At 69.3% G+C, this 23,070-nt stretch carries 17 protein-coding genes; 14 read left to right on the top strand and 3 right to left on the bottom strand.

Annotation, left to right across the window (positions count from 1 at the left end; translation table 11 throughout):
• Positions 1-53 precede the first annotated feature (53 nt).
• Both miaB and ACZ3IC_RS22525 read left to right on the top strand, forming a co-directional pair.
• Positions 54-1,547 (top strand): tRNA (N6-isopentenyl adenosine(37)-C2)-methylthiotransferase MiaB, encoded by a 1,494-nt coding sequence (gene miaB, locus ACZ3IC_RS22530; RefSeq protein WP_467418573.1) that lies wholly within the window; start codon positions 54-56, stop codon positions 1,545-1,547.
• Positions 1,548-1,615: 68 nt separating this feature from the next.
• On the top strand, positions 1,616-2,329 hold the full coding sequence (locus ACZ3IC_RS22525) for a class III extradiol dioxygenase subunit B-like domain-containing protein (protein WP_467418508.1): 714 nt from the start codon (positions 1,616-1,618) through the stop codon (positions 2,327-2,329).
• 87 nt (positions 2,330-2,416) lie between these two features.
• Here ACZ3IC_RS22525 and ACZ3IC_RS22520 read toward each other — a convergent pair whose 3' ends face one another.
• Positions 2,417-2,701 (bottom strand): antitoxin, encoded by a 285-nt coding sequence (locus ACZ3IC_RS22520; protein ID WP_467418506.1) that lies wholly within the window; start codon positions 2,699-2,701, stop codon positions 2,417-2,419.
• A 295-nt stretch (positions 2,702-2,996) separates the two neighbouring features.
• On the opposite strand from ACZ3IC_RS22520, the gene miaA reads away from it, so the two are divergent.
• The 6 genes from miaA to hflX all read left to right on the top strand — a co-directional run bounded on the left by miaA (position 2,997) and on the right by hflX (position 11,012).
• The gene (gene miaA / locus ACZ3IC_RS22515) at positions 2,997-3,935 is read left to right on the top strand and encodes a tRNA (adenosine(37)-N6)-dimethylallyltransferase MiaA (protein WP_467418505.1); all 939 of its coding nucleotides are present in this window, start codon (positions 2,997-2,999) and stop codon (positions 3,933-3,935) included.
• Between the two features lie 107 nt (positions 3,936-4,042).
• Positions 4,043-4,480 carry a hypothetical protein gene (locus tag ACZ3IC_RS22510; protein WP_467418503.1) on the top strand — a complete coding sequence of 146 codons (438 nt, stop codon included), beginning with the start codon at positions 4,043-4,045 and terminating at the stop codon, positions 4,478-4,480.
• Positions 4,481-4,626: 146 nt separating this feature from the next.
• Complete coding sequence (gene dapF, locus ACZ3IC_RS22505; RefSeq protein ID WP_467418501.1) at positions 4,627-5,499, top strand: diaminopimelate epimerase; 873 nt, start codon at positions 4,627-4,629, stop codon at positions 5,497-5,499.
• A gap of 140 nt (positions 5,500-5,639) precedes the next feature.
• The gene (locus ACZ3IC_RS22500) at positions 5,640-7,796 is read left to right on the top strand and encodes a RelA/SpoT family protein (protein WP_467418500.1); all 2,157 of its coding nucleotides are present in this window, start codon (positions 5,640-5,642) and stop codon (positions 7,794-7,796) included.
• Positions 7,797-7,893: 97 nt separating this feature from the next.
• A complete protein-coding gene (locus tag ACZ3IC_RS22495; RefSeq protein WP_467418499.1) occupies positions 7,894-9,348 on the top strand; it encodes a M1 family metallopeptidase in 1,455 nt (484 codons plus the stop codon).
• A 143-nt stretch (positions 9,349-9,491) separates the two neighbouring features.
• Positions 9,492-11,012 (top strand): GTPase HflX, encoded by a 1,521-nt coding sequence (gene hflX, locus ACZ3IC_RS22490; protein ID WP_467418498.1) that lies wholly within the window; start codon positions 9,492-9,494, stop codon positions 11,010-11,012.
• A gap of 373 nt (positions 11,013-11,385) precedes the next feature.
• Here hflX and ACZ3IC_RS22485 read toward each other — a convergent pair whose 3' ends face one another.
• Positions 11,386-12,606, bottom strand: a complete 1,221-nt coding sequence (locus ACZ3IC_RS22485; protein ID WP_467418496.1) for a trypsin-like serine peptidase — start codon at positions 12,604-12,606, stop codon at positions 11,386-11,388.
• A gap of 328 nt (positions 12,607-12,934) precedes the next feature.
• Between ACZ3IC_RS22485 and ACZ3IC_RS22480 the strand changes: the two genes are divergently transcribed.
• Genes ACZ3IC_RS22480 through ACZ3IC_RS22460 form a run of 5 tightly spaced genes read left to right on the top strand, consistent with a single transcriptional unit; the run spans position 12,935 to position 21,070 of the window.
• The gene (locus ACZ3IC_RS22480; RefSeq protein WP_467418494.1) at positions 12,935-14,314 is read left to right on the top strand and encodes a diaminobutyrate--2-oxoglutarate transaminase family protein; all 1,380 of its coding nucleotides are present in this window, start codon (positions 12,935-12,937) and stop codon (positions 14,312-14,314) included.
• 29 nt (positions 14,315-14,343) lie between these two features.
• A complete protein-coding gene (locus tag ACZ3IC_RS22475) occupies positions 14,344-16,233 on the top strand; it encodes an IucA/IucC family protein (protein WP_467418492.1) in 1,890 nt (629 codons plus the stop codon).
• Positions 16,234-16,277: 44 nt separating this feature from the next.
• The gene (locus ACZ3IC_RS22470; RefSeq protein ID WP_467418490.1) at positions 16,278-17,084 is read left to right on the top strand and encodes a GNAT family N-acetyltransferase; all 807 of its coding nucleotides are present in this window, start codon (positions 16,278-16,280) and stop codon (positions 17,082-17,084) included.
• 60 nt (positions 17,085-17,144) lie between these two features.
• Entirely contained in the window at positions 17,145-19,061 is a 1,917-nt protein-coding gene (locus ACZ3IC_RS22465) for an IucA/IucC family protein (protein WP_467418488.1), read from the top strand.
• Positions 19,062-19,099: 38 nt separating this feature from the next.
• Complete coding sequence (locus ACZ3IC_RS22460; protein ID WP_467418486.1) at positions 19,100-21,070, top strand: ATP-dependent DNA helicase; 1,971 nt, start codon at positions 19,100-19,102, stop codon at positions 21,068-21,070.
• Positions 21,071-21,147: 77 nt separating this feature from the next.
• Here ACZ3IC_RS22460 and lexA read toward each other — a convergent pair whose 3' ends face one another.
• Positions 21,148-21,942, bottom strand: a complete 795-nt coding sequence (gene lexA / locus ACZ3IC_RS22455; RefSeq protein ID WP_467418484.1) for a transcriptional repressor LexA — start codon at positions 21,940-21,942, stop codon at positions 21,148-21,150.
• A gap of 549 nt (positions 21,943-22,491) precedes the next feature.
• Here lexA and nrdR point away from each other — a divergent pair.
• Positions 22,492-23,004 carry a transcriptional regulator NrdR gene (gene nrdR / locus ACZ3IC_RS22450; RefSeq protein ID WP_467418483.1) on the top strand — a complete coding sequence of 171 codons (513 nt, stop codon included), beginning with the start codon at positions 22,492-22,494 and terminating at the stop codon, positions 23,002-23,004.
• Positions 23,005-23,070: the final 66 nt, after the last annotated feature.

The raw sequence follows: 23,070 nt of genomic DNA, 5'->3' as shown, positions 1-23,070 counted from the left end.
ATCGGAGCCCTTACCCTGGACGGGTGAGCGGCAACGACGTGGCTGGTGGAGTAGTGGACGGTTTGAAGACGTACGAGGTGCGCACCTACGGGTGTCAGATGAACGTCCATGACTCCGAGCGGCTGTCGGGGTTGCTGGAGGACGCGGGTTACGTACGTGCCGCCGAGGGATCCGACGGCGACGCCGACGTCGTCGTCTTCAACACCTGCGCGGTGCGGGAGAACGCCGACAACAAGCTCTACGGCAATCTCGGCCGGCTCGCCCCGATGAAGACCAAGCGGCCCGGCATGCAGATCGCCGTCGGCGGCTGCCTGGCCCAGAAGGACCGCGACACCATTGTCGAGCGGGCCCCCTGGGTGGATGTCGTCTTCGGTACGCACAACATCGGCAAGCTGCCGGTGCTGCTGGAGCGCGCCCGTATCCAGGAAGAGGCGCAGATCGAGATCGCAGAATCCTTGGAGGCCTTCCCCTCCACGCTCCCCACCCGCCGTGAGTCCGCCTACGCGGCGTGGGTCTCCATCTCCGTCGGCTGCAACAACACCTGCACGTTCTGCATCGTCCCGGCGCTGCGCGGCAAGGAGAAGGACCGCCGCACCGGCGACATCCTCGCGGAGATCGAGGCACTGGTCGCCGAGGGCGTTTCGGAGATCACCCTGCTCGGCCAGAACGTGAACGCGTACGGCTCCGACATCGGCGACCGGGAGGCCTTCTCCAAGCTGCTGCGCGCCTGCGGGAAGATCGAGGGCCTGGAACGGGTCCGTTTCACCTCGCCCCACCCCCGCGACTTCACGGACGACGTGATCGCGGCGATGGCCGAGACGCCCAATGTGATGCCCCAGCTGCACATGCCGATGCAGTCCGGCTCGGACACGATCCTCAAGGCGATGCGGCGCTCGTACCGGCAGGAGCGCTTCCTCGGCATCATCGAGAAGGTGCGCGCCGCGATGCCGGACGCCGCCATCTCCACCGACATCATCGTGGGCTTCCCCGGCGAGACCGAGGAGGACTTCGAGCAGACCATGCACGCAGTCCGCGAGGCGCGCTTCGCCAACGCCTTCACCTTCCAGTACTCCAAGCGCCCCGGAACGCCGGCCGCCGAGATGGAGGGGCAGATCCCCAAGGAGGTCGTCCAGGAGCGGTACATGCGCCTGGCCGCCCTCCAGGAGGAGATCTCCTGGGAGGAGAACCAGAAGCAGGTCGGCCGGACCCTGGAGATCATGGTCGCGGAGGGTGAGGGCCGCAAGGACGGCGCCACCCACCGCCTCTCCGGCCGCGCTCCCGACAACCGCCTGGTCCACTTCACCAAGCCGGACGAGGACGTGCGTCCGGGCGACGTGGTGACCGTCGAGATCACGTACGCGGCCCCGCACCACCTGCTCGCCGAGGGCGTGCCGGTGAGCGTACGGCGGACCCGGGCCGGGGACGCCTGGGAGAGGCGCACCGCCACCGAGGCCGCCAAGCCGGCCGGCGTGATGCTGGGACTGCCCGGTATCGGTGCCCCGACGCCGCTGCCGGCAGCCGCCGCTCCCGGCTGCGGCTGCGACTGACACAGACGGGAAACAGACGGCGACGGCGGCCGACGGGCGCATCGGGCCCAAGCAGTACGCTGCCCCCCATGCTTGTCGCCGCCGCTGTCTGCCCCTGTCCGCCCCTGCTGGTACCCGAGGTCGCCGCGGGTGCCGCGCCCGAGCTCGACTCCCTGCGGGACGTCTGCGCCGATGCCATCGGCGTGCTCGCCGCCGCCCGGCCCGATCTGCTGATCGTGATCGGGCCCTCGGACCACGCAGGCCGTGGCCCGCACCCCGAGGGAGCCACCGGCACCTTCAAGGGCTTCGGAGTCGACCTCGGAGTGCGGCTCGGAAGCGACAGCGGGCCGGTGGCGGAGCGCCCGCTTCCGCCGTCCCTCGCCGTCGGCGCCTGGCTGCTCGCCCGCGCGCGATGGGCCCAGGCGCCGGTCGAAGGGCTCGGGGTGGGGGAGGCGCTCGAAACCGATCGCTGCGCGAGCACCGGACGGGACCTGGCCGCAAGGGCGGACCGGGTGGCCCTGCTGGTGATGGGTGACGGCAGCGCCTGCCGCACGCTCAAGGCACCCGGCTATCTGGACGACCGCGCGGAGGCGTTCGATGCGGCGGCCGCCGATGCGCTGGGCTCGGCGGATCCCGGCGCGCTGATCGCGCTGGACGCGTCGCTGGCGCACGAACTGAAAGCGGCGGGCCGGGCACCCTGGCAGGTGCTCGCGGGCGCGGCAGAGGGGACGCGCCTGGGCGGGCGGCTGCTGTACGAGGACGCCCCGTACGGCGTGGGCTACCTGGTCGGCACCTGGTCCTGAGTTCCCGCCCGCACCCGGGCGGGGCGGATGACGGCCGTGCAGCGTGATCGCTGCACGGCCGTCCGTCAGGCTTGGTAAGTTCATGTCTCAGGAGGTGGGCGGCGTACCTGGCGGCCTACCACCCTCGTGGGTGGGCGGCGTACCCGGCGGCGTACCACCCTCGTGCTTGTGGGACAGGCGCTCGACCGCGTCCTTGGCCTTCTTCGTGCCGGACTCGATCTTGTCGCTGTACTTGCCCTTGGTCTTTTGGTCGACCGTCCGTGCGGCCTTGTCGAGCCCTTGGTCGATCTTGTGCCCGTGCTGATGCGCGAGATCGCCGACCTTGTCCTTCGCGGGGCTCAACTTGGCCTTCAAATTGTCCAGGAAGCCCATCGGGCACCTTCCCTGCTTGGGGACTAGGGGCGGGCGTCCTCTCCGGCCCCGCTGCCGGCGGCCTCACCGGGCAGCCCTGAGGGCGAACGGCAAACCGTGAAAAAACGCCCGTATTCACTTATGAATTCTACTGGTACGGGCGAAGATCCGCGTCGCTCAGCGGCGTCGCAACCCGTTACTCGGAGATCCGGGGCGCGGGCAGGGGGCTTCCGGCCGGAACGGCGAACGACTTCCGTTCGGAGCCGGTCACACCACTCGTTCGGGAAGAGGGCCGGAGGTTTGCGAGACTGGGGCGGTGAGAAGTCCAGCTCCCGCACCGCGGGTCATCACCGTCGTCGGTCCCACTGCAGCCGGAAAGTCCGATCTGGGGGTATTCCTTGCTCAGCAGCTCGACGGCGAAGTGGTCAACGCCGACTCCATGCAGCTCTACCGGGGGATGGATATCGGCACAGCAAAGCTGACGCTCTCCGAGCGCGGAAACGTTCCGCACCACCTACTGGACATCTGGGATGTCACCGAGACCGCCAGCGTCGCCGAGTACCAGCGGCTGGCCCGTGCCGAGATCGACAGGTTGCTCGCCGAAGGCCGCACCCCCGTCCTGGTCGGCGGCTCCGGGCTCTATGTGAAGGGCACCATCGACGCCCTGGAATTCCCCGGCACGGATCCCGGCGTACGCGCCAGGCTGGAGGAGGAACTGGTCGAGCGCGGCTCCGGAGCACTGCACGCCCGGCTCGCGGCCGCCGACCCCGAAGCGGGCGGGGCCATCCTGCCGAGCAACGGCCGCCGAATCGTCAGGGCCCTCGAAGTCATCGAGATCACCGGCAAGCCCTTCACCGCCAACCTCCCAGGTAACGATGCGGTGTACGACACCGTCCAGATCGGCGTCGATGTGGCCCGCCCCGAACTCGACGAACGCATCGCCCTGAGGGTCGACCGGATGTGGGCGGCCGGACTCGTGGACGAGGTGCGCGCCCTGGAGGCGCACGGCTTGCGCGAAGGACGGACCGCGTCCAGGGCGCTCGGCTACCAGCAGGTGCTCGCCGCGCTGGCTCAGGAGTGCACCGAGGACGAAGCGCGCGCCGAGACCGTTCGCGCCACCAAACGATTCGCGCGCCGTCAGGACTCATGGTTCCGCCGCGACCCGCGGGTCCACTGGCTCAGTGGTGCCGCGGAGCACCGCGGGGAACTCCCGCACCAGGCGATGGCGTTGGTCGAACGAGCGGTTACAGCCTGATCACGTGATGGCATCGGGAAGCCCTGCCCGTCATTTCGGCGACCGGGAGCGTGCCATCATCGAGCATCGATCGACCAGTGGAGTCCGAGTTGGGAGGGCGCGTGGCGATGGAGGCCGGCCCTCGCGACACAGAACAAGACGCACCGGACACGCTGCACGAGGCAGGACGCTTGAGCCCCGACGGGCCCGATGACCTCGAGGTGACCCCCGAGGTCGAGGTCGAGCTGCGGCCCGCGCGACGTCTGCGCATCTGGCAGCTCGCACCGATCGTCATGCTCGCCGCCGTGGGATCGCTGATGTTCGCGTTCCCGCTGGCCTTCGAGTTCGGCGACGGCGGCGCGATTGTCGCCATGCTGGGCCTGCTGATCAGCTGCTGCGCCGCGGGCTGGGGCATGATGGCCGCCCGCCGCGTGGGCTACACCTGGCCCGGGCTGCCGCAGAGGGGCTCGGGCGAACGGTCCGACTGGCGCGTGATCGCCCTGTACGTCGCTGTGTGCGCCGCACTGGTCACGCTGTCCGTCTGGCGCGTGGCACGGCTCCGCTGACCAACGGAGCGGCTCCGCGGGTGTGACGCCAGGCTTCTGTCCGGTGCGCCCCCGCCTCCTGTCCGGCATCATTCCGGCCCCTGTCCGGTGCGCCGTCGCGCGGCCCGGTTTCGTCGGATGTCGGTGCCGCCTCGTACAGTTGCCCCGTGAGCACCTCGCAGATCGCCTTCCTCAAGGGCCACGGCACCGAGAACGACTTCGTGATCGTTCCCGACCCGGACAACGCCGTCGACCTGCCCGCGTCCGTCGTCGGCCGCCTGTGCGACCGCCGGGCCGGTATCGGCGGTGACGGGCTGCTGCACGTCGTACGGTCCGCCGCGCACCCGGAGGCGCGGGCCATGGCGGGCGATGCCGAGTGGTTCATGGACTATCGCAACGCCGACGGTTCGATCGCCGAGATGTGCGGCAACGGCGTACGGGTCTTCGCCCACTACCTTCAGCGTGCCGGGCACATCGAAGAGGGCGACCTCGCCGTCGCGACCCGGGGCGGCGTGAAGAAGGTGCACATCGCCAAGGGTGGCGACATCACGGTCTCCATGGGGCGTGCGCTCCTCCCCGAGGACGGCGTCACGGTCAGCCTGGCCGGCCGTAGCTGGAGCGCCCGCAATGTGAACATGGGCAATCCGCACGCGGTCGCCTTCGTCGACGACCTGGCGCACGCCGGCGATCTGCTCGCCGTACCGCCCTACAGCCCCGCAGCCGTCTACCCCGACGGCGTCAACATCGAATTCGTCGTGGACCGCGGACCCCGCCATGTCGCGATGCGGGTCCATGAGCGCGGCTCGGGCGAGACCCGTTCCTGCGGTACGGGAGCCTGCGCCGTGGCCGTCGCCGCGGCCCGCAGGGACGGCGCCGACCCCGCGGAGACCGGCACCCCGGTCACGTACACGGTCGATCTGCCCGGCGGCACCCTCGTGATCACCGAGCGGCCGGACGGCGAGATCGAAATGACCGGAGCCGCCGTGATCGTCGCCGAAGGCGTGATCGATCCGGCCTGGCTCGAAACGTTGATCAGCTAGAGCTTCGCTCGAATGGGTGATCCGTTTCACGCTGAGCGAGAGACGGACTCCGCCACGTGGTGGGCTCGGTAGCATCAAGCACCGGCCCGGAGGCGCGACCGCACCTTCCCACCGCCGGTCGACGTCGCCGGAGGTGCCCCATGAGCGCAGAGGCCACCAACCCAGGTGCTCCCATCCGCAGACGGGGCCGTCCCCGGATCGATCTCCGCAGGCTCGGCCGCGTCGCACTGCTCGGTCCCGTCTCCCGCGACCGGCTGCCCGACGCGATCGGCCATGTCGCCGAGGCCCACCGGGCCCACCACCCGGATGCCGACCTCTCCATCCTGCGCAGGGCCTACGTACTCGCGGAGTCCTCGCACCGCGGACAGATGCGCAAGAGCGGCGAGCCGTACATCACGCACCCGCTCGCCGTCACGCTGATCCTCGCCGAGCTCGGTGCCGAGACCACGACACTCACCGCCTCACTGCTCCACGACACCGTCGAGGACACCGAAGTGACCCTCGATCAGGTGCGGGAACAATTCGGCAAAGAGGTCTGTTACCTCGTCGACGGCGTGACCAAACTCGAAAAGGTCGACTACGGAGCGGCGGCCGAACCCGAGACCTTCCGCAAGATGCTGGTCGCCACCGGGGACGACGTCCGGGTGATGTCGATCAAGCTCGCCGACCGGCTGCACAACATGCGCACCCTCGGCGTGATGCGCCCCGAGAAACAGGCCAGGATCGCCAAGGTCACCCGTGACGTGCTGATCCCGCTGGCCGAACGGCTCGGCGTGCAGGCGCTCAAGACCGAGCTGGAGGACCTCGTCTTCGCGATTCTCTGTCCCGAGGAGTACGAACACACCCGCGCACTGATCGCCGCCGCGTCGGCGCTACAGGATGTCTCCGGCGCCGCGGCCGACCAGGACCCGCTCGCGGCCATCGCCGAGAACGTCGCAGCGGTGCTGCGCGAGGCCGGCATTCCCGCAGAAGTCCTCATCAGGCCGCGCCACTTCGTATCCGTTCACCGGGTCAGAATCAAACGCGGCGAACTGCGCGGCACCGACTTCGGCCGGCTGCTGGTCCTCGTCGCCGAGGACGCCGACTGCTATGCCGTGCTCGGTGAACTGCACACCTGCTTCACCCCGGTGATCTCCGAGTTCAAGGACTTCATCGCCGCCCCCAAGTTCAACCTGTACCAGTCACTGCACACGGCGGTCGTGGGCCCCGGAGGGGCGGTCGCCGAAGTCCTCATCCGTACGCACCGGATGCACAGGGTCGCCGAGGCGGGCGTCATCGCCCTCGGCAATCCGTACGCCGCGGACAGCGGCTCCGGGCCGCAGTCCGCCGAACCCGCCGACGGGGAGCGCGCCGACCCGACCCGGCCCGGCTGGCTCTCCAGGCTCCTCGAATGGCAGCAGTCCGCCCCGGACCCCGACACCTTCTGGACCACACTCCGCGCCGACCTCGCCCAGGACCGGGAGATCACGGTATTCCGCACCGACGGCGGCACGCTCGGGCTGCCCGCCGGAGCCAGCTGCGTCGACGCCGCCTACGCGCAGTACGGGTACGCGGCGCACAGCTGCATCGGAGCCCGGGTCAACGGCCGACTGGCCACCCTCGGCACCGTACTGAGCGACGGCGACACCGTGCAGCCGCTGCTCGCCGAGGACGCAGCCTCCGGCCCTTCTCCCGACTGGCTCGACCACGCCCGGACACCCGCCGCCCGTATCGCCATCACCGGCTGGCTGGACGCCCACCCCGAGGACGCCCAGGGCCCGCACAGCAACAGGACCGCGGAGCCCAGACCCGAACCACAGCCCCAGGAATCCGCCGGCCCCGGCGGCGACAGGGCTGCGGACCCCACCGCGAGCGCTGTGGTGGACCTGCCGGACGCCACCGTGCGGCTCGCGGGCTGCTGCACCCCCGTACCACCCGACGCCGTCACCGGATTCGTCGTGCGCGGCGGCGCCGTCACCGTGCACCGGCTGGAATGTCCCGCGGTGGCCCGGATGCAGTCCGTCGGCCGCGTGCCGGTCGGGGTGAGCTGGGGCGAAGCGGCCGGGTGCCGGGTCACCCTGGTCGCCGAGTCCTTCGGACGGCCCCGGCTGCTCGCCGATCTCACTGCGGCGATCGCGGCGGCGGACGCGGCGGTTATCTCCGCCACCGTCGAACCGCCCAGCGAACAGCGTGTCCGGCACACCTACACATTGCAGCTCCCCGATGCCGCCGGACTGCCTGCGCTGATGCGCGCGATGCGTGACGTACCAGGGGTCTACGACGTGAGCCGCGTCCAGCGCCCCGCCGCCACCGTCTGACCCCACCGCGCAGCGCCCATCTGCCACAGCGATCTCGTTCGAGTGGTGCGGCGCGCGCCGCACCTGCCCGGGTGGGAGTCGCTGGTAGCGGTAGTGCATGCCGTTCATCTCCCGCCGTCTGCGGGCCGCTCTGCTGGCCACCGCATCGGCCACCCTCGTTGCCGCTGCCCTCCCCTCACCCGTGCCGCTCGGCATCGGCGATCCACTCTTCCCACACCTCGGCAACCCCGGGTACGACGTCCATTCGTACGACATCGGCCTGACCTACCACGGCAGCAACAGCAAAGCGCTGGACGCCGTGACCACGATCGACGCGCGGACCACTGAGCCGCTGGACCGGATCAACCTCGACTTCACCCGGGGCACAGTCCGCGCGGTCGAAGTCAACGGTCTGCGCGCCGACTTCGCCGCGGCGGCCGAGGATCTGGTCATCCAGCCCCCGGGCCGGCTCCCGGCAGGAGTGCCGCTGCACATCACCGTCCGGCACACCAGTGACCCGAGCGGCGACCAGAACAGCGGCGGTTGGCTGCGTACCGCCGACGGTCTCGCCATGGCCAATCAGGCCGATGCGGCGCACCGGGTTTTCCCGAGCAACGACCACCCCGCCGACAAGGCGTACTTCACGTTCCGGATCACCGCACCCAAGGACCTCACGGTGGTGGCCAATGGCCTGCCCGCCGGCACGGCCCGGCACGGTGCCGAGACCACCTGGACCTACCGGACCGACCACCCCATGGCCACCGAACTGGCTCAGGTCACCATCGGCCGTTCCACTGTCCTGCAACGGACCGGGCCGCACGGAATGCCGGTGCGTGACGTGGTGCCGAGTGCCGACCGCAAGCGGCTGGAGCCCTGGCTCAGCAAGACACCCGGCCAGCTGGAATGGATGGAACAACAGGTCGGCCGCTACCCCTTCGAGACGTACGGACTGCTGGTCGCTGCTACCGAGACCGGCTTCGAGCTGGAGACCCAGACGCTCTCGCTCTTCGAACGGTCCCTGTTCACCGGGACCGCCTACCCCGAGTGGTATGTCGACTCGATCATGGTGCACGAGCTCGCCCACCAATGGTTCGGCAACAGCGTCTCCCCGCAGGCCTGGTCCGATCTGTGGCTCAGCGAGGGGCACGCCACCTGGTACGAGGCCCGTTACGCCGACGAGCACGCCGACAAGCCGCTGGAACGCCGGATGCGTGAGGCCTATATCAAGTCCGACGGCTGGCGCGCCGCGGGCGGCCCGCCGGCCCGGCCGGACGTTCCGGCGCCCGGGCACAAGCTCAGTCTGTTCCGGCCGGTGGTGTACGACGGCAGCGCACTGATTCTCTACGCGCTGCGCGAGGAGATCGGAGAAAGCGCATTCGACCGGCTGGAGCGGAGCTGGGTGAAGAAGCACCGGGACTCCAACGCCGCCACCGCGGACTTCGTCCGGCTGGCGTCACAGACTGCGGCCCGCGACCTGACCTCGTTCTTCGACGACTGGCTGTACGGGGAGAAGACTCCGCCGATGCCCGGGCACCCGGATTGGCACAGCGCCAAGCCCGCCGGACAGCGATAAACCCGGGTGACGGGCCCGGCGGACCATGCCACTATCGACGGGTCGCCACGGCGGCCGGACCGGAGATTCCCGACAACGGGAATCATCGGGAGAGGTCACGCGTTGTGACTGATGTAACGGACTTCCATCGACGTAAGGATCCAATGACCTCCTCTTCTTCCCTTCCCCAGGACGCGCAGGACGCGCAGAGCGCTACGGAGAATGTCACCGAGAGCCTCACCGAGAGCCTTCGGGCCGACGCCCTGATGGAAGAGGACGTCGCCTGGAGCCACGAGATCGACGGAGAGCGGGACGGCGAACAGTTCGACCGCTCCGAGCGCGCCGCGCTGCGGCGTGTGGCGGGACTCTCGACCGAGCTCGAGGACGTCACCGAGGTCGAGTACCGACAGCTGCGCCTGGAGCGTGTGGTGCTGGTCGGTGTCTGGACTTCTGGGACCGTGAATGACGCGGAGAATTCCCTCGCGGAGCTGGCCGCACTCGCGGAGACGGCGGGCGCCCAGGTGCTCGACGCCGTCTTCCAGCGCCGCGACAAGCCCGACCCGGCCACCTACATCGGCTCGGGCAAGGCGCTGGAGCTGCGCGACATCGTCCTCGAATCAGGGGCCGACACCGTCGTCTGCGACGGTGAGCTCAGCCCCGGCCAGCTGATTCATCTGGAAGACGTCGTCAAGGTCAAGGTGGTCGACCGGACCGCCCTGATCCTCGACATCTTCGCCCAGCACGCCAAGTCCCGAGAGGGCAAGGCCCAGGTCTCGCTGGCGCAGATGCAGTACATGCTGCCGCGGCTGCGCGGCTGGGGCCAGTCGCTCTCCCGTCAGATGGGCGGCGGCGGTTCCAGCGGCGGTGGCGGCATGGCCACCCGTGGTCCCGGTGAGACCAAGATCGAGACGGACCGGCGTCGGATCCGCGAGAAGATGGCGAAGATGCGCCGGGAAATCGCGGAGATGAAGACCGGCCGCGAGATCAAGCGCCAGGAGCGCAAGCGCAACAAGGTGCCGTCGGTCGCCATCGCCGGCTACACCAACGCGGGCAAGTCCTCGCTGCTCAACCGGCTGACCGGTGCGGGCGTCCTGGTGGAGAACGCGCTGTTCGCCACCCTGGACCCGACCGTGCGCCGGGCCGAGACGCCGAGCGGCCGGATCTACACCCTGGCCGACACCGTCGGGTTCGTACGGCATCTGCCGCACCACCTCGTCGAGGCGTTCCGCTCCACCATGGAGGAGGTCGGTGAATCCGATCTGATCCTGCATGTGGTGGACGGCTCCCACCCGGTGCCGGAGGAGCAGCTCGCCGCGGTGCGCGAGGTGATCCGGGAAGTGGGCGCGGTGAACGTGCCCGAGGTCGTGGTGATCAACAAGGCGGATGCGGCTGATCCGCTGGTGCTGCAGCGGCTGTTGCGCATCGAGAAGCATGCGATCGCCGTCTCGGCGCGTACCGGAGTCGGTATCGACGAGCTGCTCGCACTCATCGATAGCGAACTGCCCCGGCCCTCGGTCGAGATCGAGGCGCTCGTGCCGTACACCCGGGGTGGACTCGTCTCCCGGGTGCATGCCGAGGGCGAGGTGATCTCCGAGGAACACACGTCGGAGGGCACCCTGCTCAAGGCGCGGGTTCATGAGGAACTGGCAGCCGACCTCTCCTCGTTCGTCCCGGTTGCGCACTGACCGCAGCGCGGTACGGCTCAGTTCGGACCGAAGGCCCGCTCCCTCGCTTCGTCGGGAGCGGGCCTTCGCGTCTCCGGCGTGCCGGTGGCTGCTACCGGCTGCCGAACTTCTCGCTCATGGTGGTGAAGACGTCCTGTGTGCCCTTGCCCAGATGAGGGCCGGCGAGCCGACCGACCGTCACCACCGAAGATGCAGGTTCACCCTATGACGGTGCGGACCGCGCTTTTTGCCAGGGAGACACGCCCCCGCATGGGGGCACGGGCAGCTCGGCGCCGTAACGCGAAGGCAAAGGCCCCCGGCGGGGCAACTGCCGCACCGGGGGCCCTGATGTGCCGTCACCGTCGCCCGCAGCAGGTCGGGTAACGGTTCATCATCACTGCCCCGCGTACTTCTTGCTGACCGACTCGTACACGCCCTTGGCTTCCTCGCCGAAGCGCGGACCGGCCAGCCAGCCGGCTGTCACCGGGCCGATGGAGGTGTTCGAGACCAGTGCGGGCTTGCCGTCCTGGCCCGCCGCGACCCAGCCACCACCGGAGGCACCGCCCGTCATGGTGCAGCCGACGCGGTACATCGTGGGGTCCTGCGCGGTCAGCGAGAGCCGGCCCGGCTTGTCCGCGCACTGAAACGCCTTCTGACCGTCGTACGGCGGCGCGGCGGGAAAACCGGTGGCCGTCATGCTGTCGATCTCCGGCACGGCCGGGGCGTTGAACTCGACGGGCAGCGCGGAGCCGACCGTCTCCTCCAGGGACTTACCGGTCGAGCCCTTCTCCGGCGTGACATGCAGGACCGCGAAGTCGTACTGGGCGCCCTGTCCGCCGGACGAGGATCCCTGCGAGATCCACTGGTCGGACGTCTGCGCCCACTGACCCCACCACACGCCGTAGGGGGCGATCTCCTGCTTGGTCGCCTTCTGGAGCTCGGCTGTCGACAGACCGCTGTTGTTGTACGACGGAACAAAGGCGATGTTGCGGTACCAGCCGCCCTTCTTGCCCGCGTGCACACAGTGCCCGGCGGTCCACACCAGGTTGGACTTCCCGGGGTGCGCCGGGTCCTTCACCACGGTCGCGGAGCAGACCATGGAGCCCTCGGGGCCGTCGAAGAGCAGTTTCCCGGATTCCGCGGCATTGGCGTGGTACGGCGTCCGGACACCGGCGGCCTGGATCGGCGCGGGTGTCGGGTCCGTCACGCCCACATCACCTGAGATGTCATTGTCTACCGGCTTCTCCGGCGACTTGTCGGCATCCCGCATCCGGTCCGGGTTCCAGAGGCCCTCGATGATCGGGTTGACGAAGTCCTTGGCCTCGCGCAGCCACTTGTCCTCGTCCCAGTTCTTCCACTCGCCGTTCTTCCACTGGTCGAGGTCGATCCCGTGCTCCTTGAGCCGGTCCTTCAGATCATCCGGAATGGTGATCTTGCCGTCCGAGGACTGGCCGACGGGACTGCTCGGCTTGTCACTCGCGTTGTTCTCCTCCGGCCCGCAGGCAGTGGCGGTGAGCGCGAGGACCGCAGTGACCGCGGCCACGGCGAACGCCGAGGAGCGCGTGCGACGTGCGCTCCCCTGACGTGCGGTGAGAACTGGTCGAATGAGTCGCATCTGGTGATCCCCCTGGGACTTCGTAACTCAACACTTCTGTACTGCACTTCGGCGCTGCTCCGAGCCACCTGCTCCGAACGTCCTGCAGGCCCCCGGAAAGTTGTCCGAGTGTTCCGTGCGGCCCCCACTATGCCGGTGTCGATGGGGACGGCAGGCAGCAGGGCTACGTTCCGCCCCCGCAAGGGCCTTCGGATTTACCCGTGATCCGCTGCGCCCGGCGTCGTTGGTACGTACGAGGGACTCGGGGACAGTGTTCATCCCCGCAGTCCGTCCGGGCGTCAACGTGCTGACGTGCAACGCAACTGTTACAGCAGGAGGATCAACAGCCGTGGCCGTGACCGAACCAGCTCCGGTGGTAGCACCGGCGGTGCACGAGGGGATCCTGCGCCGCCAGTCGCTGCGCGAATCCGCCGCCCGTACCTATGCGCGCTCGCTGCCGATCGTGCCGGTGCGGGCCCGTGGGATGACCATCGAAGGCGCGGACGGGCGGCGATATCTCGACTGTCTCTCCGGAGCCGGCACCCTGGCGCTCGGGCACAACCATCCGGTGGTCCTGGAAGCGATCAAGAAAGTGATCGACTCGGGCGCACCACTGCATGTGCTCGACCTCGCGACCCCGGTCAAGGACGCCTTCACCACGGAGCTGTTCGCCACTCTGCCACGGCGCTTCGCAGACAACGCCCGGATCCAGTTCTGCGGACCGGCCGGTACGGACGCAGTCGAGGCGGCGTTCAAGCTGGTCCGTGCCGCGACCGGCCGCAGCGGACTCCTTGCCTTCACCGGCGCGTACCACGGGATGACGGAAGGAGCCCTGGCCGCCTCGGGCGGCGCCGAGGACGTACGGGTGACGCGTCTGCCCTTCCCGCAGAACTACCGTTGCCCCTTCGGTATCGGCGGCGAGCGCGGCGCGGAGATCGCCGCCCGGTGGACAGAGAACCTTCTGGACGATCCCAAGGGAGGCGCACCCGCGCCGGCCGGGATGATCCTCGAACCGGTACAGGGGGAGGGCGGCGTGAACCCCGCCCCCGACAACTGGATGCGCCGGATGCGCGCGATCACCGAGACCCGGTCCGTCCCCCTGATCGCCGACGAGGTCCAGACGGGCGTCGGCCGCACCGGTGCCTTCTGGGCGGTCGAGCACAGCGAGATCGTGCCCGATGTGATGGTGCTCTCCAAGGCCATCGGCGGTTCACTCCCGCTCGCCGTGATCGTCTACCGTTCCGAACTCGACACCTGGCAGCCGGGCGCCCATGCAGGCACCTTCCGGGGCAACCAACTCGCAATGGCGGCGGGCATGGCCACCCTTGCCTTCGTGCGGGAGAACCGCCTCGCCGAACGCGCCGCGACGCTCGGAGCCCGGATGGTCGCACGCCTCCAGGCACTGGCCACGGATCATCCGTCCATCGGAGACGTCCGCGGACGGGGCCTGATGATCGGGGTGGAGCTCGTCGACCCCGAGGCTCCCGCGCTGGGCGACAGTCCCGAGCCACCGCCCGCCCCGACCCTCGCCTCAGCCGTGCAGCAGGAGTGTCTGCGCCGCGGGCTCATCGTCGAACTCGGGGGACGCCACTCCACCGTTGTACGCCTCCTCCCGCCCCTCACCCTCACCGACGAACAGGCAACAGCGGTCGTGGACCGCCTCGCCGACGCACTGGCAGCCGCCGAGCGCTTGCCACACCGCCGGACCACGACCGGGTCGCTTCGCTGACCCCGGACACCATCACAAGGAAGACCGCCGTGAACCCCACCCCCGCGCCCCAGGGCGACGGCCCTCCCCCCACCCAGCAGCGAGGGCAGGCCGGGCTCACCGGCCCCCTCGTCGTCGAGCAGACCATCGTGCCCCGCCAGAAGGTGGCACCGAACGACGAGCGGTACGCCCCGCAGCCCATGACCACCGGTGCGGCATCGGCCGACCTCCTTGACCATCCGGACCCGTTGCGGGCCGCCGACACGGCGGGCGTCGAGAATCTGCTCCGCTGCTGGGTCCGGGAGAGCGACCTGCCCGGGCCGGAGGCGGACACACTCCGCATCGCCCTCCCCGCCAGCGGAACCGCTCTGCTGGTCCCCGTCCTCTACTGGTCTGCCACGGGCTGGCACCGCTTCGGCATGCCCGCCCTGGAGGGAGCACCCGAAGGAGCACCGCCCACCGACGCCGTCACGGTCGCCGCCCTCCTGGGCCGAGAGGCCGACCGCAACGAAGGCGCCGACATGGTGGCCCGGGTCGCCGACTCCGTACAGCGCACGGCCGCCTTCATCGCCGAGCGGCGCCGCACCCCTGATGCCCCGGCCGAAGCGGACCTCTTCCTCACCGCCGAACAGTCACTTCTGCTCGGACACCCGCTTCACCCCACCCCCAAGAGCCGCGAAGGCCTCTCCGACGCCGAATCCCGCCTCTACTCACCCGAGTTGCACGGCTCCTTCCCGCTGCACTGGATGGCCGTCGACCGGTCCGTGCTGGCCACCGACTCCGCCTGGACCGACTCAGGCCGTCCCGTGTCGGCCACGGAACTGATCACCTCCCATGCCGAAGGACTGCAACTCCCCGACAACACCGCGCCGATTCCGCTCCACCCCTGGCAGGCCCGCGAGCTCGGACACCGGCCCGGAGCCGCTGCCCTGCTCGACGCCGGACTCCTGCATGACCTCGGACCGCACGGGAAGTACTGGCACCCCACCTCCTCGGTGCGTACCGTGCACCGGCCCGGTGCCGAGGTCATGCTCAAGCTCTCCCTCGGCGTCCGCATCACCAACTCCCGTCGTGAGAATCTCCGCAAGGAACTCCACCGTGGAGTGGAGGTCCACCGACTGCTGCGCAGCGGACTCGCCGCGCAGTGGCATGCCGTCCACCCGGGCTTCGACATCGTGCGCGACCCCGCCTGGCTCGCCGTGGACGGCCCGGACGGCGAACCCGTCGCGGGCCTCGACGTGATGCTGCGCCACAACCCGTTCGGTCCGTTCGACGACGCGGTCTGCATCGCCGCCCTCACCGCCCCACGCCCCTGGCCGGGCCGGAAGGGTATGCACTCACGCCTCGCCGAGATCGTTCTCTCCCTGGCCGCTGCCACCCAAAGAGCCGTGGGAGCCGTAGCCACCGAGTGGTTCCTGCGCTATCTCGACCGTGTCGTACGCCCTGTGCTCTGGCTCGACGCCCACGCAGGTGTGGCCCTCGAAGCCCACCAGCAGAACACCCTGGTGCTGCTCGATCCGCACGGCTGGCCCGTCGGCGGCCGATATCGCGACAATCAGGGCTACTACTTCCGCGAGTCCTACCGCGCGGCATTGGAGCACCGGCTCCCCGGCATCGGATCGGTCAGCGACACCTTCGTCTCCGACACGGTCACCAACGAGCGCTTCGCCTACTACCTCGGCATCAACAATGTGTTCGGCCTGATCGGAGCCTTCGGCGCCCAGCACCTCGCCGATGAACACGTGCTCATCGCCGCGTTCCGTCGTTTCCTCGGCTCGGCCACCGCACTGGGCTCCCCGCTGCCCGCACATCTGCTGGAGAACTCCCATCTGCGGTGCAAGGCAAACCTGCTGACCCGGCTGCACGGCCTCGACGAACTCGTCGGGCCTGTCGACACCCAGTCCGTCTACGTCACCATCGCCAACCCCTTGTGTGCCTGAAGGAACATGACCACCGCCCGAACCGCCTAGAGGAGAGCAACACCATGGCTCCCGCCGATGCGCACACCGACGCCGGTACCGGCCTTGCCCCACAGGTCGAAACGGGCGGCGAGGACACCCTGGACCTGCCGCTCTCCGAAGAACTTCTCGCCCTGTTCGGGGAGGACACACCGGCCACCGCAGCACGGCCTCTGCCGCCGAATGTGCCCGCGTCATCTGAACCGGACGACGCGGGCCCGGTCGCAGGCACGCAGGAAACCACGAGCAGATCGGCCACTTCCGATCTGCTCGACCACCCGGCCGACTGGAGACCGGTCACCACCCCGGCCGGAGTGTTCCAACTCGTTCCCGTGCGCATGGAACGCGATCTCGCCGTGATCAGTCGCTGGATGAACGACCCCGCGGTCGCCGCATTCTGGGAACTCGCCGGATCCGAAGCCGCCACAGCCGACCATCTGCGCCCTCAACTCAACGGCGACGGGCGCAGCGTCCCCTGCCTCGGAGTACTGGCAGGCATCCCCATGAGTTACTGGGAGATCTACCGAGCGGATCTCGATCCGCTGGCGCGCCACTACCCCGCTCGCCCGCACGACACCGGAGTCCACCTCCTCATCGGTGGCGTGAACAATCGCGGACGCGGCGTCGGCACCACCCTGCTCCGAGCCGTCTCCGACCTCGTACTCGACAACCGCCCCCTGTGCGCGCGTGTTGTCGCAGAACCCGATCTGCGTAACACCCCGTCCGTCTCCGCCTTCCTGAGCGCCGGCTTCCGCTTCTCCGCGGAAGTCGAACTCCCCGACAAACGGGCCGCCCTGATGGTCCGCGACCGAAGCCACCGTGACCAGCTGTGAACGATCTGCTGCATTACATACACCGCTCGAACCCCATCGGTTCCATCCCGAGGAGTCCCCGTGCCGAAATATCCTGCGAGCCATGATTCAGCGGTGTCTGCCGCGCTGCTCAGCACGCCAGAACTGAACCAAACGGTCTGGGACGGAGCCGCCGCCCGGCTGCTCGCGAAGATGCTCGGTCAATTTGCCTACGAGGAAGTCATCGAGCCGGTCCGGCAGGCCGACGGCGGTGACACGTACACACTCGGGCTCGACGACGGTGGAACCCTGCGCTTCAGTGCCCGGCGGGGCGTGTACGGCAGTTGGCACATCGCCCCCGATTCGATTCTGGAGATGCGCGAGAGCGCCCGGGAGACGCCGACCGGGGCGACGTACGACAGCGACCGGGGCGCGCCCGCCGAGCCACTCGGGGACCGGAACGCCACCACAGCCCCCTTCCGCGACCCGCTTCAGTTCCTCGCCCGCGCCAGCCACCTCCTCGAAATCGACGGCGCCACCCTCGGCCATCTCATCCGCGAGATCACCACCACCCTCGCCGCCGACGCCCGGCTCGACCACACCGCGCTCTCCGCGGCCCGACTGGCCGACCTCGACTACGCCGAGCTGGAAGGGCACCAGACCGGTCATCCCTGGCTCGTCGCCAACAAGGGGCGTCTCGGCTTCTCGGCCGCCGACGCCTCCCGCTACACACCCGAGGCCCGGCGGCCGGTCAGACTGCCGTGGATCGCAGTCTCCACCCGGATCGCCGCCTACCGCGGAGCCACCGGCCTGGCCACGCCCGAGCAGCTGTACACACAGGAACTCGACCCGTCGGTCCGCGACTCCTTCACCGCCCTGCTCCGCGCCCGCGACCTCGATGCCGGCAGCTACCTCTGCCTTCCCGTGCACCCCTGGCAGTGGGATGAATGGATCGTTCCGGTCTTCGCCCCGGCCATTGCCGCGGGAGACATCGTTCCGCTCCACACCGACGCGGACCTCCGGCTGCCGCAGCAGTCCATCCGCACCTTCACCAACGTGGCCCGCCCCGACCGGCACACCGTCAAACTGCCCTTGTCGATCCTCAACACGCTGGTCTGGCGTGGACTGCCGACCGAGCGCACCCTCGCCGCTCCCGCCGTCACCACCTGGGTCCAGGGCCTGCGTGACCAGGACGCCTTTCTGCGCGACGCCTGCGGGGTCATCCTGCTCGGCGAGGTGGCCTCCGTGACCGTCGAGCATCCGCTCTACGACCACCTTCCCGAGGCGCCGTACCAGTTCAAGGAGATCCTCGGCGCGATCTGGCGAGAACCGCTCCAGCCCCGGCTCGCGCCGGGCGAGCGGGCCCGGACCCTCGCCTCACTGCTCCACACCGATCCGCAGGGCCGCGCCTTCACCGCCGAGCTCGTCGCCCGCTCGGGACTGACGCCCACGGCATGGCTGACCCGGCTCTTCGCTGCGCTGCTCCCGCCGCTGCTGCACTTCCTCTACCGGTACGGCACCGTGTTCTCCCCGCACGGCGAGAACGCCATCGTCGTCTTCGACGACCAGGACGTACCGGTGCGCCTGGCGATCAAGGATTTCGTGGACGATGTGAACATCAGCGCCCAGCCGCTGCCGGAGCACGAGTCGATGCCGCAGGACGTACGCCGCATCCTGCTCACCGAGGAGCCCTCCTTCCTCACCCAGTTCATCCACTCCGGACTGTTCATCGGTGTTTTCCGCTTCCTGTCCCCGCTGTGCGAGGAACAGCTGGGTGTCCCGGAGGCCGATTTCTGGTCACTTGTGCGGGCCGAGATCATGCGGCACCACGCCCGCTTTCCCGAGCTGAAGGAGAGGTTCGAGATGTTCGACATGCTGACACCGCGCATCGAACGTCTCTGTCTCAACCGCAACCGCCTGCATGTGGACGGCTACAGGGACCGACCTCGGCGCCCGCACGCCGCCATTCACGGGACTGTTCCGAACCCGCTCCACCCCTCCGTCCGAGTCCGGGAGTGATCGCCGTTGTCAGTGCTGCCCCGTAGGGTGGTCGGGCTATGACAAAGCCATCCCTCCCCGAGCTCCTCCACGCCGCCGTGACCGCCGTCGGCGGTGCGGAACGGCCTGGCCAGGCCGCCATGGCCGAGGCCGTTGCCGAGGCCGTCGACGACAATGCCCATCTGCTTGTCCAGGCCGGCACCGGCACGGGCAAATCCCTCGGTTACCTGGTGCCCGCGCTGGCGCACGGGGAGCGCGTCGTGGTGGCCACGGCGACGCTGGCGCTGCAGCGCCAGCTTGTGGAGCGCGACCTTCCGCGTACGGTCGACGCCCTGCACCCGCTGCTGCGCCGGCGCCCCCAGTTCGCCATGCTCAAGGGCCGCTCGAACTATCTCTGTCTGCACCGACTCCATGAAGGAGTGCCGCAGGACGAGGAGGAGGGGCTCTTCGACCAGTTCGAGGCCGCGGCCCCGTCGAGCAAGCTCGGTCAGGATCTGCTGCGGCTGCGGGACTGGTCGGACGAGACCGAGACCGGCGATCGGGACGACCTCACCCCGGGCGTCTCCGACCGTGCCTGGGCGCAGGTCTCCGTTTCTTCCCGCGAGTGCCTGGGCGCCAGCAAGTGCGCGTACGGCGCCGAGTGCTTCGCGGAGCTGGCCCGTGAGCGTGCCAAGCTCGCCGATGTCGTCGTCACCAATCACGCCCTGCTCGCCATCGACGCCATCGAGGGCGCTCCCGTGCTTCCGCAGCATGAGGTACTGATCGTCGACGAGGCCCATGAGCTGGTCTCCAGGGTCACCGGAGTGGCCACCGGCGAGCTCACCCCCGGCCAGGTCAACCGCGCGGTGCGCAGAGCGGCGAAGCTGGTCAACGAGAAGGCGGCCGACGCCCTGCAGACCGCTTCGGAGGGCTTCGAGCGGGTGATGGAGCTGGCGCTCCCCGGCCGCTTGGAGGAGGTCCCCGAGGACCTCGGCTACGCACTGCTGGCGCTGCGCGACGCCGCGCGTACGGTGATCTCGGCCCTGGGCGCCACCCGCGACAAGTCCGTCCAGGACGAGGACGCCGTCCGCAAGCAGGCACTCGCATCGGTGGAGACGATTCACGGCGTCGCCGAGCGCATCACCCAGGGCTCGGAGTACGACGTCGTCTGGTACGAGCGCCATGACCGATTCGGCGCCTCGGTACGGGTCGCGCCGCTCTCCGTCTCCGGACTGCTGCGTGAGAAGCTCTTCGCCGACCGGTCCGTCGTCCTCACCTCGGCCACGCTCAAGCTCGGCGGAGATTTCAACGGGGTGGGAGCGTCCCTGGGCCTGGCCCCCGAAGGGACCGCGGGCGATGACATCCCGCAGTGGAAGGGCCTCGACGTCGGATCGCCCTTCGACTACCCCAAGCAGGGCATCCTGTACGTCGCCAAGCACCTGGCCACACCCGGCAGGGAGGGCTCCCGCACCGACATGCTGGACGAGCTCGCCGAGCTGGTGGAGGCGGCGGGCGGTCGCACCCTCGGGCTGTTCTCGTCCATGCGGGCGGCGCAGGCCGCCGCCGAGGAACTGCGCGGCAGACTCGACAAGCCGATCCTGCTGCAGGGCGAGGAGACCCTGGGAGAACTGATCAAGAATTTCGCAGCCGATCCCGAGACCTGCCTCTTCGGCACACTGTCGCTCTGGCAGGGCGTCGATGTGCCGGGGGCCAGCTGCCAGCTGGTGGTCATGGACCGGATCCCGTTCCCACGCCCCGACGACCCGCTGATGAGCGCACGCCAGAAGGCGGTGGAAGAAGCGGGAGGCAATGGATTCATGGCCGTCGCGGCGACACATGCCGCACTGCTGATGGCTCAGGGCGCCGGCCGACTGGTAAGGGCCACGGGCGACAAGGGGGTGGTCGCGGTGCTCGATCCGCGGCTGGCCAACGCCCGGTACGGCAGCTACCTGCGCGCCTCCCTCCCGGATTTCTGGTACACCACCGACCGCAACCAGGCACGTCGCTCACTCGCGGCGATCGACGCTGCGGCCAAGGCCGACAACCAGTAGTCGGGCGTCTGGCGGCACAGGCAGGGCCCCGGGATCGGCGCAGTGGATCCCGGGGCCCGGTCAAGACCGGCGAGTCTTCATACCCGCCGAAGCACTGCCACCACCTTGCCGAGGATCGTCGCCTCGTCGCCCGGGATCGGCTGGTACGCGGAGTTGTGCGGGAGCAGCCAGACATGGCCGTCCTCCCGCTTGAAGCGCTTGACCGTGGCCTCACCATCCAGCATGGCTGCCACGATGTCGCCGTTCTCCGCAACGGGCTGGCGGCGCACGGTGACCCAGTCGCCATCACAGATCGCCGCCTCGATCATCGAGTCACCGACGACCTTGAGGACGAACAGCTCTCCGTCACCGACCAGCTGGCGGGGGAGGGGGAAGACGTCCTCGACCGATTCCTCGGCGAGGATCGGGCCGCCGGCTGCGATCCGGCCGACCAGCGGCACGTACGACGCCGCGGGCTTCCCGGTTGTGTCGGTCGGCTGCGAGCTGGGCTGGTCCGAACCGCGGACCTCGTACGCCCGCGGGCGATGGGGGTCGCGGCGGAGGAAACCCTTGCGCTCCAGGGCCATCAGCTGATGGGCGACGGAGGACGTGCTGGACAGGCCCACCGCCTGACCGATCTCCCGCATCGAGGGCGGGTACCCACGCCGCTGCACGGAGTCCCGGATCACCTCGATCACTCGCCGCTGCCGGTCCGTGAGCCCCGAGCTGTCCGCCCGGATTCCTGGAGGTCGGCCGGGCAACGAGCGCGCCGGGCGCACGGGCTCCGGCCCCTCCGCGTTCGTGACTGAGTCATTCATGGCATGCACCGGCTCGAATCGGCTCTGGGAGCGGTCCTGGGCAGTGATGGTGGCACTGTCTGCGGTGGTGGTCACGTCGGCCCCTCTCGAATGGTCTCCCTAGCTGGACAACGGTAGTAGCTTTCGAAAGGTTGCGCCAAACACACGTTCGAGTGAAAAACGAAAAAAAGTCTGTCGTGTGTTCACTGCTGGGTGTATGCGCGACGAGCCGGAGCGGCCGGAACCCTGCTCGGGGCGACCGGTTGGCGTGGTCGGACGGGTCGACCGGCAATTCAGATCATTACGGTAGCGTTCGCCGACGCGGTATCGCCGCGCGGGGTGGTCTCCCGATCGTTGGTCCGAGGTCTGACGGCAGGAGCCCCACGATCCTGGCAGCAGCGCGGTTCCCGTAACCTCGTGCTCGGCCGTAGGCTGCCTGCGATCTGCCCGTGAGGCGCGACACGCGCTAGGGCCGAATGCGCGACCAAACCCAAGATCTAGTGGTTGGATTGTTCCAGCTGCCCAGAAGTTGTGGTCCTCGGTCCGCCGGGGGTGCAGCCATCGCCTATGCTTGAGACTGCTTCGAGGGGCCCTGGCGGCCCCGAAGAGGCTATTCAGTCGTGCCGTGAAGGAGGGTTGGGAGCCATGCACTGCCCCTTCTGCAGGCACCCCGACAGCCGGGTCGTCGACAGTCGCACCACCGATGACGGCACGTCGATCCGCCGTCGCCGTCAGTGCCCCGACTGCTCCCGCCGTTTCACGACGGTGGAGACCTGCTCGCTGATGGTGGCGAAGCGCAGCGGCGTGACCGAACCCTTCAGCCGTACCAAGGTCATCTCCGGTGTGCGCAAGGCATGCCAGGGGCGGCCGGTCACCGAGGACGCCCTCGCCAAGCTCGGCCAGCGTGTCGAGGAGGCGGTGCGTGCCACCGGCAGCGCCGAGCTGACCACCCATGACGTGGGTCTGGCCATCCTCGGCCCCCTGCAGGAACTCGACCTCGTCGCGTACCTGCGATTCGCGTCCGTGTACCGGGCGTTCGACACGCTCGAAGACTTCGAGGCCGCCATCGCGGAACTCCGCGAGCGGCGGCCTCCCGTGGAGGAACGCGGGACCGGCGAGACCCTTGAGGTACCCGTTCCCGCCGTCGCCGCCGACTGAGCGACACCGGCCGATCGACACGGGTCCGTGGATCGGCGACAGCGCGGCTGTATATAGACCTGCTCC

This window comes from Streptomyces sp. NPDC002958 (assembly GCF_055563255.1).
This window is presented reverse-complemented; position numbering and strand designations above follow the sequence as displayed.